Source organism: Buttiauxella sp. B2 (assembly GCF_006376615.1).
GTDB lineage: Bacteria > Pseudomonadota > Gammaproteobacteria > Enterobacterales > Enterobacteriaceae > Buttiauxella.
In genome coordinates, this window is record NZ_VEXQ01000009.1 from 61,273 (window position 1) to 78,611 (window position 17,339).

A 17,339-nucleotide genomic window follows, 5' to 3' on the forward strand; every position below is an offset into this window, starting at 1 on the left:
GTATAACGATTAATGATTCCTACCCTATCAGAGTCTGAACTCTTCGCCCAGATACACACGCTTAACCTGCTCGTCTTCCAGGATTTCTGCCGGTGTGCCATGAGCGATTAAATGGCCCTGGCTTACGATGTAGGCTCGTTCACAAACCGCCAACGTTTCGCGTACGTTATGGTCAGTAATCAGCACACCAAGCCCGCTGTCCCGCAAATGTTCGATGATTCGCTTGATGTCGATAACCGAAATGGGGTCAACACCCGCAAAAGGTTCATCCAAAAGAATAAATTTCGGGTTGGCAGCTAATGCGCGAGCAATTTCTACACGGCGACGTTCACCACCGGACAATGACTGCCCGAGGTTATTACGCAAATGCCCGATGTGAAACTCTTCCATCAGCTCATTGGCGCGATCGTCACGTTGCTCGGCTGTAAGATCGTCACGAATTTGCAGGACGGCCATTAAGTTATCGAACACGCTTAAACGGCGGAAAATTGATGCTTCCTGTGGCAAGTAACCAATACCGCGGCGAGCGCGTGCATGAAGCGGCAGAAGGCTGATGTCTTCGTCATCAATAACGATACTGCCCGCATCACGCGCCACAATTCCCACAACCATATAAAAAGTAGTGGTTTTCCCTGCGCCGTTTGGGCCAAGTAGACCAACAATTTCACCTGATTTAACGGTCAGGCTTACATCTTCGACAACGCGGCGGCCTTTGTAGGCCTTAGCGAGGTTTTTTGCAATTAAAGTAGCCATACGAATTAGTTACTCTTTTTCGGGGCAGGAGCCGGAGCTGCCTGGCCGTCTTTTTTCTGCAACTGAGAAGGGACCAGAACGGTAGTCACTCGTTTCCCTTTCTCACTAAAGGCCTGCATTTTTTGCTCTTTAACCAGATAGGTAATCTTGTCGCCTTTAATGTTGCTGTCGACCTGTTCAAGATAAGCGTTACCGGTCAGCACCACAAAATCGTTTTGTAACTCATAGTGCATGGTAGATGCATGGCCATTCACTGGCTTACCGCTATCTTGCATCTGATAGAAAGTGGCTGGTTTACCGTAGCCATCAATTATCTCTTTACCTTCCTCGCCGCCAGGACGGGTCACAACTACTTTGTCTGCATTAATTTTGATACTACCCTGCGTCACAATAACATTGCCGGTGAAGGTGACGATGTTGCCTTGCATATCCAGCGACTGTTGGTCAGATTCAATGTGAATCGGCTGATCGGTATCACCGGTCAGCGCAAATGCCGAAAAACTGGCGGCTAAAAGCGTACTAGTCAGTACTAAATTAAGGCTGAGTTTGTTTATTCTGGATTTCATAGGATGTTCTAACCTTTTCAATCAGCTCGGCATTTTTACTGCGCAAATTACCACGCATTTTAAGGCCGCTGGAGTTAAAGCTGGTTCCGTACAAGGTTACCTTGTCATCAGAGGCAACATCCTGAGTGACTAAATTAACCTGCGCATTGTCCGTGGTAATTTTGCGTAGTTGTGAATCTGGTGTCAGAGCCGTTAGCACCACATTCCCATACAAATACAGCATCCGATCGTTAGTAAGTTTGGCGCGATCTGCTCGTAATGACCAGGTTGCAACTTTGTTTTCGTCGTACTGCGTCATCACCGGATTGGTGAACCACGAAACGGTAGTATCGGAAAAATATTCAACGTGTTCCGCGACCAGCCGATAATTTAATGCCCCTTCGGGACTGTAGGCGAGCGTCGTGGAGTTTTCACTTTTATAAGTTGGTTCAGTGCTATTCACCGTAGGCGGGGCAACGGTGTCTTTATCGGCCAGATTTACACCAATCAACACTAATGCCAGCAATGAAAGAAGGATGATAACCCAACGTCTGGTCTTACTCATATAGATAGCCCTTTGGCCTCATCAAGCTTTCCTTGAGCCAGTAAAAGGAGATCGCAGACTTCGCGTACTGCCCCACGCCCGCCAGCAATACGTGTAACGTAGTCAGCACGTGGAATAAGTAACGGATGAGCATCCGATACAGCTATGCTCAAACCCACTTTAGCCATTACGGGCCAGTCAATTAAATCATCCCCAACATAAGCCGCTTGATCCGCTGGAATGGCCAGCTTATCTAATAAGTCCTGAAAAGCGATAAGCTTGTCAGATTGACCTTGATAGAGATGGGTAATGCCAAGTGTTTCACACCGGTCTTCAAGTAACTTTGCTTTGCGACCTGTAATTATTGCGACTTCAATATCAGAAGTCAGCGCACAACGGATGCCATAACCGTCACGTACATTGAATGCTTTCAGCTCTTCGCCGCTGTTGCCCATGTAAATCAGCCCATCAGACATCACACCGTCAACATCTAAAATGAGCAGGCGCACGTTTGCAGCCCGCTCCATCACGCGCGCGCTTACCGGTCCATAACAAGTGGCAAGAGTCGCTTCATGGTTACTCATTAAGGCTAATCCTTTGTTAAACCACGCCTGCGCGTAGCATGTCATGCATGTGTACCACACCGAGTAGTTGGTCGCCATCTGCCACCAACACTGAGGTAATATGGCGAGACTGCATCAAATTCAGTGCATCCACTGCCAATAGAGTTGGGCGAACACGAATACCTCCAACAGTCATGACATCTGCAATATTTAGGGAATGGAGGTCAACGCCCATATCAAAGACGCGGCGTAAATCACCATCAGTGAAGATCCCTTCGATTTTCATAAGATCGTCACAGATTACGGTCATCCCCATATTTTTGCGCGTTATTTCCAACAGAGCATCACGTAATGACGCATCTTTGCTGACATGAGGGATCTCGTCACCACTATGCATAATGTCGCTGACACGTAGTAATAGTTTACGACCCAATGCGCCGCCTGGGTGAGAAAGTGCAAAATCTTCTGCGGTGAAGCCGCGTGCTTTGAGCAGCGCAACGGCAAGCGCGTCACCCATAACCAGCGTAGCAGTGGTGCTGGATGTTGGCGCCAGGCCAAGCGGACAGGCTTCCTGCGGCACTTTTACACACAAATGGACGTCAGCTGCTTTACCCATCGAGCTTTCCGGGCGGCTGGTGATGCAAATTAGTGGCACCTGTAAACGCTTGAGAACCGGAATCAGCGCCAGAATTTCGTTTGACTCACCCGAGTTTGAAATCGCGATGACGATATCCTGCGTGCTAACCATACCGAGGTCGCCGTGGCTTGCTTCACCTGGGTGTACAAAAAACGACGGCGTGCCAGTGCTGGCAAACGTTGCTGCCATCTTTTTACCGATGTGACCAGACTTACCCATGCCCATAACGACCACTTTGCCCTGGCAATAGAACATTTTTTCACAGGCCATAGAGAAGTCTGTATTGATGTATTGCTCAAGCTGATCCAGGCCTTCACGTTCAATCTTCAGTACTTCTTTACCTGCTTGCTGAAAGTCAAAACCCGGTTGCAAATCTATCTGTGACATAATTTTCGTTCCGCTTTACCCTACGACTGGTGATGCAACGAACCACAGCACCACAATCCATACGAAGAAACTACATGTTAACAGAGCACCCGCCGTCTTGCCGATAGAGCGAGGCTTGCGCCAGCAAAGTATTGCAAAAATGGTGCTGACGACCAACATAACCCAATAGTCCCGAGCAAATGCGAGGGGGTCTATTTCAGCAGGCGCAATAAGTGCCGGAATACCCAGCACCAATACAATATTGAAAATATTCGAACCAATGATATTACCAATCGCAATATCATCTTCACCTTTGCGTGCACCTGCGATTGTCGTAGCAAGTTCCGGCAGGCTTGTGCCAACCGAAATAATCGTCAGGCCAATTACTAACTCGCTTACACCAAAATAATGCGCCAGAACACTGGCGTTATCGATGACCATGCGTGTCGCCATTGGCATAATAATTAAGGCCACGGCAAGCCATAAAAATGCGACAGGGCGATTTCCTTCACGGGGAAGCTCTGCCAGTTGTTCGCGGGTCAGGTTATCAGCACCTTCATTTCCGGCGAGGCGCGCTATTTTAATCGTAAATAGCAGATAAGCTACCGCAACAGCAATCAATAGCACGCCATCCATACGGCTTAGCTGGTTATCGAAAAGAAGCCATCCGATAACGGCACTTACGACTAACATTAAGGGTAATTCACGCCGTAGAATATCGGAATTCACGGTAAATGGATGCAAAAGAGCCGCTAAGCCCAGAATCAGCAAAATATTGGTGATATTTGAGCCTAATGCCGTCCCCACCGCTAAATTCATTTGACCATGCAGAGCGGCAGAGCTTGCGACGATGAGTTCAGGCAAAGATGTCCCGATGCTCACCACGGTTAAACCGATAAGCAATGGCGGAACCCCAAAACTGCGGCAAAGTATTGATGCGGCAAACACAAGCCGATCGGCACCATAGACGACCAAAAGCAAACCGATAATTAACAGAGCTGTAGCTAACAGCATGCAAAATCCTTTATTCAGGTATAATCGCCGGTCTTGTGCTGTGAAAGTACCGGCAGAGCGTACAGATCTGTAGGGTGTGGTATGAATTCTTAATTCTGACTTTATGTGGCAGAAAAGTAAAACAAATGCCTGTTTTCGCTAATCGGGACGAGTATTATTCTGTAAAATTATTGGGCTGGAACTGAGATTTCAACCAGTGCTTCGTCCGTGAACTTGATAAAAGGAAAGATGATGAGCCAGACACAGACGAATCTGGTCGAAATTCGCGGTGTCAGTTTTACCCGCGGCAGTCGGCGCATCTTTGACAATATTTCACTGAACGTGCCGCGTGGCAAAATTACCGCCATAATGGGGCCTTCAGGTATTGGTAAGACGACCTTATTACGACTGATCGGTGGCCAAATTCAGCCCGACAGCGGCGAAATCCTGTTTGACGGTGAAAACGTGCCAGCAATGTCACGTTCGCGTTTATATAACGTACGCAAACGCATGAGCATGCTGTTTCAATCCGGTGCGCTGTTTACTGATCTCAATGTCTTTGAAAATGTGGCGTATCCGCTGCGTGAACATCGCCGTTTACCGGAAGAGTTACTGCGTAGCACCGTGATGATGAAGCTTGAAGCGGTAGGATTACGTGGGGCCGCTAAACTGATGCCTAACGAGCTTTCTGGTGGTATGGCAAGACGGGCAGCACTTGCCCGCGCCATCGCACTTGAACCCGATCTGATTATGTTTGATGAGCCATTTGTTGGCCAGGACCCTATTACCATGGGCGTGCTGGTCAAACTGATCTCAGAATTAAACAGCGCGTTGGGTGTGACCTGTATTGTGGTTTCGCATGACGTACCAGAAGTACTGAGTATTGCCGATTACGCCTATATAGCGGCGGATCAGCACATTGTGGCTGAAGGTACTCCAACAGCCTTGCGCGAAAATAGTGACCCGCGTGTACGTCAGTTCCTAGATGGTATTGCCGATGGGCCAGTACCGTTCCGCTATCCTGCAACGGATTACCGGAATGACTTATTATCAGAAACAGGGAGTTAAGTTGCTCATGCTCTTTAATGCACTGGCATCGTTCGGACGGCGGGGGCTGAAAACCTGCGCGTCATTTGGCCGGGCAGGGATAATGCTTTTCAATGCGGTGGTGGGGAAACCTGAGTTCCGTAAACACGCACCTTTGCTTGTTCGCCAACTGTATAACGTTGGCGTGTTGTCGCTGATTATTATCATCGTTTCAGGTTTGTTTATCGGCATGGTTCTGGGCCTACAGGGTTACCTGGTACTGACCACATATAGTGCGGAATCAAGCCTCGGGATGCTAGTTGCTTTGTCATTACTGCGTGAGCTTGGGCCTGTTGTAGCTGCATTACTGTTCGCTGGGCGGGCAGGGTCTGCGTTGACCGCAGAAATTGGCTTGATGAAAGCAACAGAACAACTTTCCAGTATGGAGATGATGGCAGTTGATCCTTTACGCCGTGTAGTTTCGCCACGTTTTTGGGCTGGTGTTATTTCTTTGCCATTGCTGACACTTATCTTTGTCGCAGTCGGCATATGGGGCGGTGCTCTGGTCGGGGTGAACTGGAAGGGAATCGATGCAGGCTTCTTCTGGTCTGCGATGCAAAATGCCGTCAACTGGCGCACTGATCTGGTTAACTGTGTCATTAAGAGCGTGGTGTTTGCAATAACAGTAACCTGGATTGCCTTATTCAATGGCTACGATGCTATTCCAACGTCCGCAGGGATTAGCCGGGCAACAACACGAACCGTTGTGCACGCTTCGCTGGCCGTTTTGGGTCTGGATTTTGTGCTTACAGCACTGATGTTTGGGAATTAATTTCATGCAAACTAAGAAATTTGAAACTGGGGTTGGAGCATTTTTAATTATTGCACTGGCTGCCATCGTCTTCTTGTGTCTAAAAGTGGCGAATGTCACTTCCTTGCGCAGTGAGCCAACATATCGGGTTTACGCGACCTTTGACAATATCGGTAGCCTGAAAACTGGCTCACCTCTACGCCTTGGCGGTGTGGTGATTGGTCGTGTTGATGAAATTGTTCTTGATCCGAAAACGTACTTGCCTCGTGTCACTCTGGATATTGAACAACGCTATAACCATATCCCAGATACCAGCTCGCTGGCGATTCGCACATCAGGCCTGCTCGGTGAACAATATCTCGCGTTGAACCTCGGTTTCGATGACCCTGAACTCGGTTCATCTATCCTTAAAGAGGGGGGGACGATTCAGGACACGAAATCAGCCCTGGTGCTGGAAGACCTGATTGGCCAATTCTTATATAAGAGCAGCAATAGCGATAATCAGAATTCAGGGGATTCCTCATCGCAGGATTCAGAGAATAATAGTGCGGCGCCACAGCCTGGCACGACGCACTAATTTAAGGGGAAAGAATCTATGTTTAAACGACTTATAATGATTGCGATGTTAGTTATCGCGCCACTGGCGAATGCTGCGGATCAAAGTAATCCCTACAAGTTAATGGGCGAAGCGGCACAAAAAACCTTTGATCGCTTGAAAAGCGAACAGCCTAAAATTCGCCAAAATCCAGATTATTTGCGTGAAATAGTTGCTCAGGAACTAATGCCTTATGTGCAAGTAAAATATGCAGGCGCATTGGTACTAGGTCGTTACTATAAAGATGCAACACCAGCCCAGCGTGATGCCTATTTCAAAGCATTCGATGCGTACCTGAAACAAGCTTATGGCCAGGCACTTGCCATGTATAACGGGCAATCTTACCAAATTGCCCCCGAGCAGCCATGGGGTGATGCCACCATTGTGGCAATTCGTGTAACTATCGTGGATCCAAATGGCCGCCCGCCAGTGCGTCTTGATTTCCAGTGGCGTAAAAACAGCCAGACGGGTAGCTGGCAAGCGTTCGATATGATTGCTGAAGGTGTCAGCATGATTACCACCAAGCAAAATGAGTGGAGCGATATCCTGCGTACTAAAGGTATCGATGGTTTGACAGCTCAGCTGCAATCTATCTCCCGCATGCCAATTACACTGGATACGAAAAAGTAATGGTTGGCGAGCTTAACTGGCAACGTGAATCGGAAACCTTACATCTGACGGGTGAGTTGGACAGCGATACGGTGGGGGCTTTGTGGCGCCAGCGTGAGAAAATAATGTCAGATATCAAGGTGCTTAACCTTTCTGGTTTATCGCGTGTTGATACCTCAGGTTTAGCGCTTTTGATTCATCTCGTGGCTTTCGCCAGACGCCAAAACGTTGAGGTGGAACTGCAGGGCGCGAGCGATAACCTGCAGACGTTGACCAAACTTTATAACCTACCTGAAGACATCCTTCCTGCATTTGCAGGCTAGTGTTTTCATAGCGTTACTATAATTGCCCCTGATCTGATTCGATCAGGGGCTTTTTGCTTATTTAAGCCTGCGCCACTTTCCTCTAAGATGTGTGGCTTGTTTCCTTAACCGACGAATTATATCCCATGGAAAATCATGAAATTCAGACAGTGCTGATGAACGCACTGCCCCTCCAGGAAGTCCACGTCTCAGGCGATGGCAGCCATTTTCAAGTGATTGCGGTGGGTGAGTTATTCGCCGAGTTAAGTCGCGTGAAGAAGCAACAAACAGTTTATGCGCCATTGATGGATCTGATTGCTGATAACCGTATTCATGCTGTTTCCATCAAGACCTACACTCCACAAGAGTGGGATCGCGATCGTAAACTTAATGGTTTTTGAGCAACTCGCTATGGCGGGTTGTAACGATTTGAATTTAAAAGAGAGCAGTTGCAATGGATAAATTTCGTGTTCAGGGGCCAACCCGACTGAGTGGTGAAGTAACGATCTCCGGGGCGAAGAATGCCGCCCTGCCGATCCTCTTCGCCGCCTTGCTGGCTGAAGAACCAGTTGAGATCCAAAACGTTCCAAAACTGAAAGACATTGATACCACAATGAAGCTGTTAAGCCAGTTGGGTACTAAGGTTGAACGCAATGGATCGGTATGGATTGATGCCAGTGACGTAAATATTTTCTGTGCGCCGTATGACCTGGTGAAAACCATGCGTGCTTCTATCTGGGCGCTGGGACCGTTGGTTGCACGTTTTGGCCAGGGCCAGGTTTCTTTACCTGGCGGTTGCGCCATCGGCGCGCGTCCGGTTGATTTGCATATTACCGGCCTTGAGCAGCTTGGTGCCGAAATCAAACTGGAGGAAGGCTATGTTAAAGCTTCTGTTCAGGGGCGTCTGAAAGGCGCGCACATCGTGATGGATAAAGTGAGCGTAGGCGCCACGGTAACCATTATGAGTGCTGCAACGCTTGCTGAAGGCACTACCATCATTGAAAACGCCGCTCGTGAACCGGAAATTGTTGATACAGCGAACTTCCTGAATACGTTGGGTGCAAAAATTACCGGTGCAGGCAGCGATCGCATCACGATTGAAGGTGTTAAGCGTCTGGGCGGTGGTGTTTACCGCGTATTGCCTGATCGTATCGAAACAGGCACCTTCCTGGTTGCTGCGGCGATTTCTGGCGGGAAGATTGTTTGCCGTAATGCTCAGCCAGACACGCTTGATGCAGTACTGGCAAAGCTGCGTGAAGCTGGCGCAGATATCGAAGTGGGTGAAGACTGGATTAGCCTGGATATGCATGGCAAGCGTCCTAAAGGCGTCACGGTGCGTACCGCTCCACATCCTGGTTTCCCAACCGATATGCAGGCTCAATTCACACTGCTGAACTTGGTTGCAGAAGGCACGGGTGTTATCACTGAAACCATCTTCGAAAATCGCTTTATGCACGTTCCTGAACTTATTCGTATGGGCGCACATGCAGAGATTGAAAGTAATACAGTGATTTGCCACGGCGTCGAAAAACTGTCTGGTGCCCAAGTGATGGCGACCGATCTTCGAGCTTCTGCAAGTCTGGTTCTGGCAGGTTGTATTGCTGAAGGCACAACAGTCGTTGACCGTATTTACCACATCGATCGTGGCTATGAGCGCATTGAAGATAAACTTCAGGCGTTAGGTGCACAGATTGAACGTGTTAAGGGTAATGGCGGCGAATAAATTTCGTTGTTAAAAAAGAGAAAAACCGGGCATGCCCGGTTTTTTTTATCGTTTACGCATCAAACAGGTTCGATCAATAAGCTTATTGGTTTGTGGATCGTAGTAGCGAGATGGCCAAATCACCCACGGCGATGTCTCCAGTGCCTGTGCAATGATTAATTCTCCTTTTGGCCAAGGACGTGTCAACGCGTTAGCCAGGGTCGATGAACTCAGTCCCGCTTTTCGTGATTCGGCCGCTAGTGATGTTCCGCGTTTACGTAACCCAGCGATGATATCTGCCGGGTGCCAATCAGAATGTTTACTTTCCATGTTTCTCCCTGTAACCGCTTCGTTTTACCGGTTTACTCAATGGAATTTATAACATAGCAATAATCCAAAAGATTCCAATAAGTGGCGTGAAAAATCAAATCTGTGTGAATCCACACAAAGTGAATGAAAATCAATGAAAACAGAACGGTATGAGAGGGTGTGGATAAAGTGGTAATAAAATTATTGGAAACTTAGCGCGCCTTTATTAGACGCGCTAAAAAGACTATCGATCTCGTTGAACAGCCATATGAGCCAGAGCAATTAATGCTTCTTTGTGCTCGCTATCTGGCAAAACATCCAGAGCGGAAATCGCTTTGTCAGCTTCCTGTTCAGCACGTAATTGAGTCCATTCAAGAGAACCACAAGCAGCCATAGCATCTAACACGGGTTGCAGTAAGTGGCGCCCATTACCTTGCTGAATGGCTTCCCGAATCATTTTTTCTTGCTCAGTATTACCGTTGCGCATAGCGTGCAACAGTGGAAGAGTTGGCTTGCCTTCATTAAGGTCATCACCGACATTCTTACCCAGCGTTTGCCCATCAGCACTGTAGTCCAGCAGGTCATCAATAAGCTGGAAAGCAGTACCAAGATAACGGCCATAATCCTGAAGCGCTTTCTCTTGTTCTTCTGTTGCATCGGCTAAAATACCCGAGCATTGGGCGGCAGCTTCAAATAAGCGTGCTGTTTTGCTGTAAATCACCCGCATATAGCTTTCTTCGGTGATATCCGGATCATTACAATTCATCAATTGCAGAACTTCACCTTCAGCGATCACGTTTACCGCTTCGGACATCACCTCAAGAACCTTGAGAGAACCGAGCTGCGTCATCATCTGGAAGGCGCGGGTATAAATAAAATCTCCAACCAGAACACTGGCGGCATTGCCAAACGCGGCATTAGCTGTTGCCTTGCCACGACGCATGTCGGATTCGTCCACAACGTCATCATGCAGCAGGGTTGCGGTATGGATAAACTCAATTAATGCGGCGATATTGATGTGCGCATTTCCCTGATAACCCAACGCACGAGCAGCAAGAATAGCAATCATTGGGCGGATACGTTTACCGCCACCACTGACGATGTAATACCCTAACTGATTGATCAATTGGACATCTGAATTCAGCTGTTCAAGGATGACCGCATTGACTCCCGCCATATCTTGCGCGGTTAACTCATTAATTTTTTCTAAATTCATCGCAAAAGTCTGGCTTAAAGTCCTGTTTACCACATGTCTTTATGGAATCACGTGAGGGTAGAGGAGTGATAATGTAGTACAGATTGTACTGAAAAAACGAGGCAGATAAACGGCTCGTGTGATGTTGCGTTTTTTTTCTACCATGTTTCATGAGAGGGCTTGTCAAAGGCTCTCGTTTTGCGTAATATTCGCGCCCTATTGTGAATATTTATAGCGCCACCTGAAACATACGTAGGGTGCGTGCGGAAAGCGGAGTTTTATATGTACGCGGTTTTCCAAAGTGGTGGTAAACAACACCGAGTCAGCGAAGGTCAAACCATTCGCCTGGAAAAGCTGGACATCGCAACTGGCGAAGCAGTTGAGTTCGCAGAAGTTCTGATGATCGCTAATGGTGAAGAAATCAAAATCGGCGTTCCTTTCGTCGATGGCGGCGTGGTTAAAGCTGAAATTGTTGCTCATGGTCGTGGCGAGAAAATTAAGATTGTTAAGTTTCGTCGTCGTAAACACTACCGTAAGCAGCAGGGTCATCGTCAGTGGTTCACTGATGTGAAAATCACCGGCATCAGCGCTTAATACAGGGGAGCATATTAAATGGCACATAAAAAGGCTGGCGGCTCTACTCGTAACGGTCGCGATTCCGAAGCTAAACGTCTGGGCGTAAAACGTTTCGGCGGTGAAGCAGTTCTGGCAGGCAGCATTATCGTTCGTCAACGTGGTACTAAATTCCACGCTGGCACCAACGTAGGTTGCGGCAAAGATCATACTCTGTTCGCTTTGACTGACGGTAAAGTTAAGTTCGAAGTTAAAGGTCCGAAAAACCGTAAGTTTATCAGCATCGTTGCTGAATAAGTTTTTCGCGTTCCGGTAACGGATAAAAGCCCCGCAACACGTTGCGGGGCTTTTTACATTCTGCGACCGGTAAATTAAGAAAGTCGCAGGACATTGAGTATGAAACAGCAGGCAGGCATTGGCATTCTGTTGGCGCTTACAACGGCAATCTGCTGGGGTGCTCTGCCAATTGCGATGAAGCAAGTGCTGACGGTAATGGAACCTCCGACAGTTGTTTTCTATCGCTTCCTGATGGCAAGTATAGGGTTAGGTAGCATTCTTGCTATACGCGGTAAACTGCCACCTTTACGCCTGTTCCGTAAACCCCGTTGGTTGGCATTACTCGCCATTGCTACAGGGGGATTGTTCGGAAATTTTTTGTTGTTTAGTTCATCGTTGCAGTACCTGAGCCCGACGGCATCTCAGGTTATTGGCCAGCTTTCCCCAGTGGGAATGATGGTGGCAAGTGTTGTTGTGCTGAAAGAAAAAATGCGCGGCACACAGGTCATCGGGGCCATAATGTTACTTTGCGGGTTGGTGATGTTTTTTAATACCAGTCTGATAGAAATTTTTACCCGCCTCACAGATTACACCCTCGGGGTGATTTTCGGTGTTCTGGCGGCGACAGTGTGGGTCACCTATGGCGTGGCGCAGAAGGTATTATTACGCCGCCTGGCCTCGCAACAGATCCTCTTTTTGCTGTACACTTTATGTGCTATTGCGCTTTTGCCGTTGGCTCAGTTGGATAAGATTTTCCAACTTAGTGACTGGCAACTGGCATGTTTAGTTTTCTGTGGCCTGAATACACTGGTTGGGTATGGGGCACTGGCAGAAGCCATGGCACGGTGGCAGGCGGCACAGGTTAGCGCCATTATTACGCTAACCCCGCTGTTTACTTTGCTGTTTTCAGATTTATTAGCGTTAGCCTGGCCCGATTTCTTCGCCATGCCGTTACTTAACCTTGTGGGTTATTGCGGAGCGTTAATCGTGGTTTCAGGTGCAATGTATTCAGCCATTGGTCACCGTCTTTGGGGACGTTGGCGCAAAACCGAAGCTGTTCTTCCAGTACAACGTTCGGGCGAATGATTTACGGAGAAGTGAAATGAAGTTTGTTGATGAAGCAACGATCCTGGTCGTAGCAGGTGATGGCGGTAACGGCTGCGTTAGCTTCCGTCGTGAAAAATATATTCCCAGAGGCGGCCCGGACGGTGGTGATGGTGGTGATGGTGGTGATGTGTGGCTTGAGGCGGATGAAAACCTCAATACATTGATCGACTATCGATTTGAGAAATCTTTCCGCGCTGAACGTGGTCAAAATGGCCAGAGCCGTGACTGTACCGGTAAACGTGGCAAAGACTCTACCGTTAAAGTTCCTGTAGGAACGCGTGTAATCGATCAGGGCACTGGCGAAACCATGGGTGACATGACTCAGCATGGTCAGCGTCTGATGGTTGCTAAGGGCGGTTGGCACGGTCTGGGTAACACCCGTTTCAAATCCTCTGTGAACCGTACTCCGCGCCAGAAAACCATGGGTACTCCTGGTGAAAAGCGTGATATTCAACTTGAGTTACTGTTGTTGGCTGACGTTGGCATGCTGGGTTTACCGAACGCAGGTAAATCTACGTTCATCCGCTCTGTCTCTGCAGCAAAACCAAAAGTGGCGGATTATCCGTTTACTACATTGATTCCAAGCCTTGGTGTTGTCCGTATGGATAACGAGAAGAGCTTTGTGGTTGCCGATATCCCAGGGTTGATCGAAGGCGCGGCAGATGGCGCAGGCCTTGGTATTCGCTTCCTGAAGCACCTTGAGCGTTGCCGTGTTCTGTTGCATCTCATCGATATCGCACCAATCGATGAATCTGATCCGGCTGAAAATGCCCGCATCATCATTGGTGAGCTGGAAAAATACAGCGAGAAGCTTGCTGAGAAACCACGTTGGCTGGTATTCAACAAAGCCGACCTGATGAGCAAAGAAGATGCTGAAGCACGCGCAAAAGAAATTGCTACCGCCATGGGTTGGGAAGAAAAGTACTACCTGATCTCCGCAGTGAACCGCGAAGGCGTCAATGCACTGTGCTGGGACGTAATGGAATTCATCATTGCTAACCCTAAAGCCACTGAACTTCTGCCGGTTGCACCTGAGAAAGTTGAGTTCATGTGGGATGATTATCATCAACAGCAACTCGACGCAGTGGAAGCCGCGGAAGCGGAAGAAGACGAAGACTGGGATGACGACTGGGATGAAGAAGACGACGAAGGCGTCGAAATCATCTATCAGAAATAAAACGTTATCAAATAAAAGGCCGGAAATGTTCCGGCCTTTTTTATTCGTGAGTTATTGGTTTTGCGATGGGATCCAGCAGCTGACTAGTAGGCCTATACCTTCCGGACCGTTATCCAGTGCTAATTTTCCGCGATGAAGCTGGACAATACGCTGGACAATATTCAGCCCAAGCCCACTTCCACCATAACGTTCATCCATACGACGGAACGGATCAGTAATCGTCTGTCGATGTGCTTCGTTGATACCAGGTCCTTGATCAGATACGGCAAGGCTCGTGCCATTATCCTGAGCAGCTAATGATACCGTTATAATACTTCCAACTGGGCTATAGCGGGATGCATTTTCCAAAAGGTTCCGCAGCATCAGGCGAAGTAAAACGGCATCACCCTGAACGATATTTTCTTTTTCTTCGGCCCAGATAATGGTTTGCCCACGTAAGGTAACCATCTCTTCCATTTCCATTTTGAGTGGTGCGATGATGTCACGATACCAATTCAGCGTGTCGTAATGACCACTTGCCAAAGCTTGCCCGGCACGCGAGAGCATCAGCAATTGCTCAATGATATGCATCAACTGATCGATACGCTCCAGCAGCATAGGCGCTTGCTGCACGCCTGAGTTTGCCATCAACTCGAGGTGCAACCGTATCCCCGCGAGCGGCGTACGTAACTCATGAGCAGCATCGGCGGTAAATAAACGTTCTTGTTGAATGGTATGGTCCAGCCGCGCCAGCAATTGGTTCAGGGATGTGGTAACTGCAACTATCTCTTCCATATCAGAATACATAGGCAGAGCTGATAAGTTATCGGCTGAACGGTTTGCAAGGCTGGTGCGCAGGCGATTCAACGGACGGGTAATCCAGGTAATAGCCCAGAAAGAGAAAAACAGTGTGAAGCCGATCATCACCAGAGAAGGAACCAATAACGAAGCAATGGCCTCACGGATCTCTTTTTCGACGTGCTGGTTTCGGGCTTTTGCAGATAATGTTTCGCTTACCAGAAAGCTGATTTGCTCCCGGCTTTCATGCCATAACCAGATAACGCTTATGAGTTGGAAAAATAGCAGAATGAGTGCGAGCAGAATCATCAGTCGCTGACGCATGCTGTTCATGTGCGGCTCTCCAGGCGATAGCCAACTCCACGTATTGTTTTGATTCTGTCTTTACCTAACTTACGTCGCAGATTGTGGATATGTACTTCCAGCGTGTTTGAACCCGGATCGTCCTGCCAGCTGTAGATATCTTGCTGCAATGTTTCACGGTGCACAGTCTGCCCGATACGCATCATCAAACGCGTCAGTAATGCGAATTCTTTCGGGGTGATTTCGACCGGCAGGTTTTGCAACAATACTTGCTGAGTTTGCAGATTGAGCGTCAGGTCGTCATGCTGAAGAAGGTTGTCGCTATGACCCTGATAACGGCGAATCAATGCCCGGGTACGGGCTTGCAGTTCGGCGAGTGCGAAAGGTTTAACCAGGTAATCATCGGCACCAGAATCTAGTCCACTCACTCTATCTTCTAACGCATCGCGAGCCGTCAGTATTAGCACTGGTGTGCTGATACTACGGCGACGCCATTGCCGCAATAGAGTGGCGCCATCTTTATCTGGCAGGCCAAGATCGAGGATGATCATGCCGTATTCACTACTTTCTATCAGCGCATCTGCTTCGGCAGCCGTCGTTGCGCAATCAAGAGCGTAACCCTCGTTGTTGAGTGCCAGTACCAGGCCTTCCCGTAACAGTAAATCGTCTTCAACAATCAGCAGTTTCATAACTTAATTATTCTGGTAGATATCCTTATAGAGACGACTTTCAAAGCGCACTAATGGGATACGACGGTTGCGTTGATCGGCAGGCTCTACAGCATAGCCGGACAAATATTGCACAAAGGCCATTCGTTGGCCGCTGGCAGTAGTAATAAATCCAGCAAGGTTATACACCCCTTGCAGTGAACCGGTTTTAGCAGAAACTTTGCCATCAACACCTGCTTGATGGAGACCCGCGCGATACTGCAATGAACCATCATAACCGGCTAATGGCAACATTGAGATAAAGTTAAGCTGGTTGTCATTCTGAGCGATATATTGCAATACCTGCATCATTGTGGCTGGAGAAATAAGGTTGTGACGAGAGAGTCCCGAACCATCCACAACGATACTGTTACCTAAATCCACACCGGCTTTTTGCCGCAGGATTTGTCGCACTGCATCAGCACCGGAACGCCAGGTTCCTGGCACCCCAAAACGGTTATGACCGATAGTACGGAAAACGGTATCGGCAATCATGTTGTCCGATTTCTTGAGCATTACCTTTAGCAAATCGTGCAGCGGGGCAGATTGCTTGCTAGCGATAACTGTTCCCGGTGTATTGGACTGCGTCTGGCGTAACAAGGTTCCGCTGTAGCTGATCCCGGCCTCTTTAAGCTCGGCTTTTAAAATTGCGCCTGCGTAACTTGCACCATCTTGTATTGCGAAAGCCAGCGGGAGAGGGTCTGCTCGTTGCGTCATACAGCCGGTAAGTGTGAAGCGATTCAGATCGCCAGGTACGACATCCAGTTCGCAATATTGTGCGTCAGGAGAACCTTTTGCGAGCGTACGAACCTGGCTGTTCATCACAACAGGATAGTAAGAAGCGATACGAATGAACGCTAAGTCGTCAGCTTTGGGGGCGCTGTAGAGTGAAACAGAGAAGCAGTTCCGGTCGACAATCGCGGCGGCTGGTGGGGCGCTAAAACATTGCGTCATATCATTCCACGGCCAACCAGGTGCTTTGTCATGACTTGCAAAAACCGATGTGTCGATCAGCACGTTGCCCTGAATTTGCTGTACACCTGATTTTTTCAGTACTGCAACCAAATTGCGAATATCCTGTCGTTTTAGCGTTGGATCGCCACCAAATCGCGCAATCAGGTCACCCTGTAAGACGCCATTGCTGACTTGCGCATGGCTTTCAAGGGTAGTGGTAAACTGGAAATCTGGGCCTAACTGCAATAATGCCGCCAAAGCCGTGATGACCTTTTGTGTACTGGCAGGTAGCGCCATTTGCTGACTGTGATAGTCAATCGATGGCGCAGGCGCACCAATTTTTTGCACCATCAATGCCAGGTTCGCACCTGCGGGCAACTGGGAGGTATAGTCTTCAACGTTGGCTGCCTGGACGGTAAACACCACAGCACTGGTCAATCCAATCACAAATCTAAAAAATCGCATAATCTCGCGGTAACAACCTGGAAACGTGTCGTCATACTACGGTGCATCGC

Annotated in this window: 22 protein-coding genes; 11 read left to right on the plus strand and 11 right to left on the minus strand. The window is 48.4% G+C overall.

Annotation, left to right across the window (positions count from 1 at the left end; genetic code table 11):
• Window positions 1-27 precede the first annotated feature (27 nt).
• The 6 genes from lptB to FH968_RS12055 are packed head-to-tail and all read right to left on the minus strand — an operon-like array spanning window position 28 to window position 4,422.
• The gene (gene lptB, locus FH968_RS12030) at window positions 28-753 is read right to left on the minus strand and encodes an LPS export ABC transporter ATP-binding protein (RefSeq protein WP_139879759.1); all 726 of its coding nucleotides are present in this window, start codon (window positions 751-753) and stop codon (window positions 28-30) included.
• Window positions 754-758: 5 nt separating this feature from the next.
• The gene (gene lptA, locus FH968_RS12035; RefSeq protein WP_139879762.1) at window positions 759-1,319 is read right to left on the minus strand and encodes a lipopolysaccharide ABC transporter substrate-binding protein LptA; all 561 of its coding nucleotides are present in this window, start codon (window positions 1,317-1,319) and stop codon (window positions 759-761) included.
• Complete coding sequence (gene lptC / locus FH968_RS12040; RefSeq protein ID WP_139879764.1) at window positions 1,288-1,863, minus strand: LPS export ABC transporter periplasmic protein LptC; 576 nt, start codon at window positions 1,861-1,863, stop codon at window positions 1,288-1,290. The genes lptA and lptC overlap by 32 nt, the downstream gene beginning before the upstream one ends.
• Window positions 1,860-2,426 (minus strand): 3-deoxy-manno-octulosonate-8-phosphatase KdsC, encoded by a 567-nt coding sequence (gene kdsC / locus FH968_RS12045; RefSeq protein ID WP_139879766.1) that lies wholly within the window; start codon window positions 2,424-2,426, stop codon window positions 1,860-1,862. Before kdsC ends, lptC begins: the two co-directional genes overlap by 4 nt.
• A gap of 16 nt (window positions 2,427-2,442) precedes the next feature.
• Entirely contained in the window at window positions 2,443-3,429 is a 987-nt protein-coding gene (gene kdsD / locus FH968_RS12050; RefSeq protein WP_139879770.1) for an arabinose-5-phosphate isomerase KdsD, read from the minus strand.
• A 15-nt stretch (window positions 3,430-3,444) separates the two neighbouring features.
• Window positions 3,445-4,422 (minus strand): calcium/sodium antiporter, encoded by a 978-nt coding sequence (locus tag FH968_RS12055; protein WP_139879774.1) that lies wholly within the window; start codon window positions 4,420-4,422, stop codon window positions 3,445-3,447.
• 231 nt (window positions 4,423-4,653) lie between these two features.
• Here FH968_RS12055 and mlaF point away from each other — a divergent pair, with 231 nt between their 5' ends.
• The 7 genes from mlaF to murA all read left to right on the plus strand — a co-directional run bounded on the left by mlaF (window position 4,654) and on the right by murA (window position 9,467).
• On the plus strand, window positions 4,654-5,469 hold the full coding sequence (mlaF, locus tag FH968_RS12060) for a phospholipid ABC transporter ATP-binding protein MlaF (protein ID WP_139879777.1): 816 nt from the start codon (window positions 4,654-4,656) through the stop codon (window positions 5,467-5,469).
• 7 nt (window positions 5,470-5,476) lie between these two features.
• Complete coding sequence (gene mlaE / locus FH968_RS12065) at window positions 5,477-6,259, plus strand: lipid asymmetry maintenance ABC transporter permease subunit MlaE (protein WP_139879781.1); 783 nt, start codon at window positions 5,477-5,479, stop codon at window positions 6,257-6,259.
• A 4-nt stretch (window positions 6,260-6,263) separates the two neighbouring features.
• Complete coding sequence (mlaD, locus tag FH968_RS12070) at window positions 6,264-6,815, plus strand: outer membrane lipid asymmetry maintenance protein MlaD (protein WP_139879784.1); 552 nt, start codon at window positions 6,264-6,266, stop codon at window positions 6,813-6,815.
• A gap of 18 nt (window positions 6,816-6,833) precedes the next feature.
• On the plus strand, window positions 6,834-7,463 hold the full coding sequence (gene mlaC, locus FH968_RS12075; protein WP_139879788.1) for a phospholipid-binding protein MlaC: 630 nt from the start codon (window positions 6,834-6,836) through the stop codon (window positions 7,461-7,463).
• Window positions 7,463-7,765 (plus strand): lipid asymmetry maintenance protein MlaB, encoded by a 303-nt coding sequence (gene mlaB / locus FH968_RS12080; protein ID WP_139879790.1) that lies wholly within the window; start codon window positions 7,463-7,465, stop codon window positions 7,763-7,765. Before mlaC ends, mlaB begins: the two co-directional genes overlap by 1 nt.
• A gap of 125 nt (window positions 7,766-7,890) precedes the next feature.
• Complete coding sequence (ibaG, locus tag FH968_RS12085) at window positions 7,891-8,145, plus strand: BolA family iron metabolism protein IbaG (protein ID WP_139879793.1); 255 nt, start codon at window positions 7,891-7,893, stop codon at window positions 8,143-8,145.
• A 53-nt stretch (window positions 8,146-8,198) separates the two neighbouring features.
• Window positions 8,199-9,467: a UDP-N-acetylglucosamine 1-carboxyvinyltransferase gene (gene murA, locus FH968_RS12090; protein WP_139879796.1), complete on the plus strand. Its 1,269-nt coding sequence runs from the start codon at window positions 8,199-8,201 to the stop codon at window positions 9,465-9,467.
• 45 nt (window positions 9,468-9,512) lie between these two features.
• Here murA and sfsB read toward each other — a convergent pair whose 3' ends face one another.
• Both sfsB and ispB read right to left on the minus strand, forming a co-directional pair.
• On the minus strand, window positions 9,513-9,776 hold the full coding sequence (gene sfsB / locus FH968_RS12095) for a DNA-binding transcriptional regulator SfsB (RefSeq protein WP_139879798.1): 264 nt from the start codon (window positions 9,774-9,776) through the stop codon (window positions 9,513-9,515).
• A 223-nt stretch (window positions 9,777-9,999) separates the two neighbouring features.
• The gene (gene ispB, locus FH968_RS12100; RefSeq protein WP_139879800.1) at window positions 10,000-10,971 is read right to left on the minus strand and encodes an octaprenyl diphosphate synthase; all 972 of its coding nucleotides are present in this window, start codon (window positions 10,969-10,971) and stop codon (window positions 10,000-10,002) included.
• Window positions 10,972-11,232: 261 nt separating this feature from the next.
• On the opposite strand from ispB, the gene rplU reads away from it, so the two are divergent.
• The 4 genes from rplU (at window position 11,233) to cgtA (ending at window position 14,083) form a co-directional block, all read left to right on the plus strand.
• Window positions 11,233-11,544 (plus strand): 50S ribosomal protein L21, encoded by a 312-nt coding sequence (rplU, locus tag FH968_RS12105; protein ID WP_034498836.1) that lies wholly within the window; start codon window positions 11,233-11,235, stop codon window positions 11,542-11,544.
• Between the two features lie 18 nt (window positions 11,545-11,562).
• A complete protein-coding gene (gene rpmA / locus FH968_RS12110) occupies window positions 11,563-11,820 on the plus strand; it encodes a 50S ribosomal protein L27 (RefSeq protein WP_024549632.1) in 258 nt (85 codons plus the stop codon).
• Between the two features lie 99 nt (window positions 11,821-11,919).
• The gene (locus tag FH968_RS12115; protein WP_139879802.1) at window positions 11,920-12,885 is read left to right on the plus strand and encodes a DMT family transporter; all 966 of its coding nucleotides are present in this window, start codon (window positions 11,920-11,922) and stop codon (window positions 12,883-12,885) included.
• Between the two features lie 16 nt (window positions 12,886-12,901).
• Window positions 12,902-14,083, plus strand: coding sequence for an Obg family GTPase CgtA (gene cgtA, locus FH968_RS12120; RefSeq protein ID WP_139879804.1), 1,182 nt, complete (start codon window positions 12,902-12,904; stop codon window positions 14,081-14,083).
• 51 nt (window positions 14,084-14,134) lie between these two features.
• Here cgtA and pmrB read toward each other — a convergent pair whose 3' ends face one another.
• Genes pmrB through dacB form a run of 3 tightly spaced genes read right to left on the minus strand, consistent with a single transcriptional unit; the run spans window position 14,135 to window position 17,289 of the window.
• Window positions 14,135-15,193, minus strand: a complete 1,059-nt coding sequence (gene pmrB / locus FH968_RS12125) for a two-component system sensor histidine kinase PmrB (RefSeq protein WP_139879806.1) — start codon at window positions 15,191-15,193, stop codon at window positions 14,135-14,137.
• Window positions 15,190-15,852, minus strand: coding sequence for a two-component system response regulator PmrA (gene pmrA, locus FH968_RS12130; protein WP_139879808.1), 663 nt, complete (start codon window positions 15,850-15,852; stop codon window positions 15,190-15,192). The genes pmrB and pmrA overlap by 4 nt, the downstream gene beginning before the upstream one ends.
• A 3-nt stretch (window positions 15,853-15,855) precedes the next feature.
• Entirely contained in the window at window positions 15,856-17,289 is a 1,434-nt protein-coding gene (gene dacB / locus FH968_RS12135) for a serine-type D-Ala-D-Ala carboxypeptidase (RefSeq protein WP_139879811.1), read from the minus strand.
• Between the last annotated feature and the right edge of the window lie 50 nt (window positions 17,290-17,339).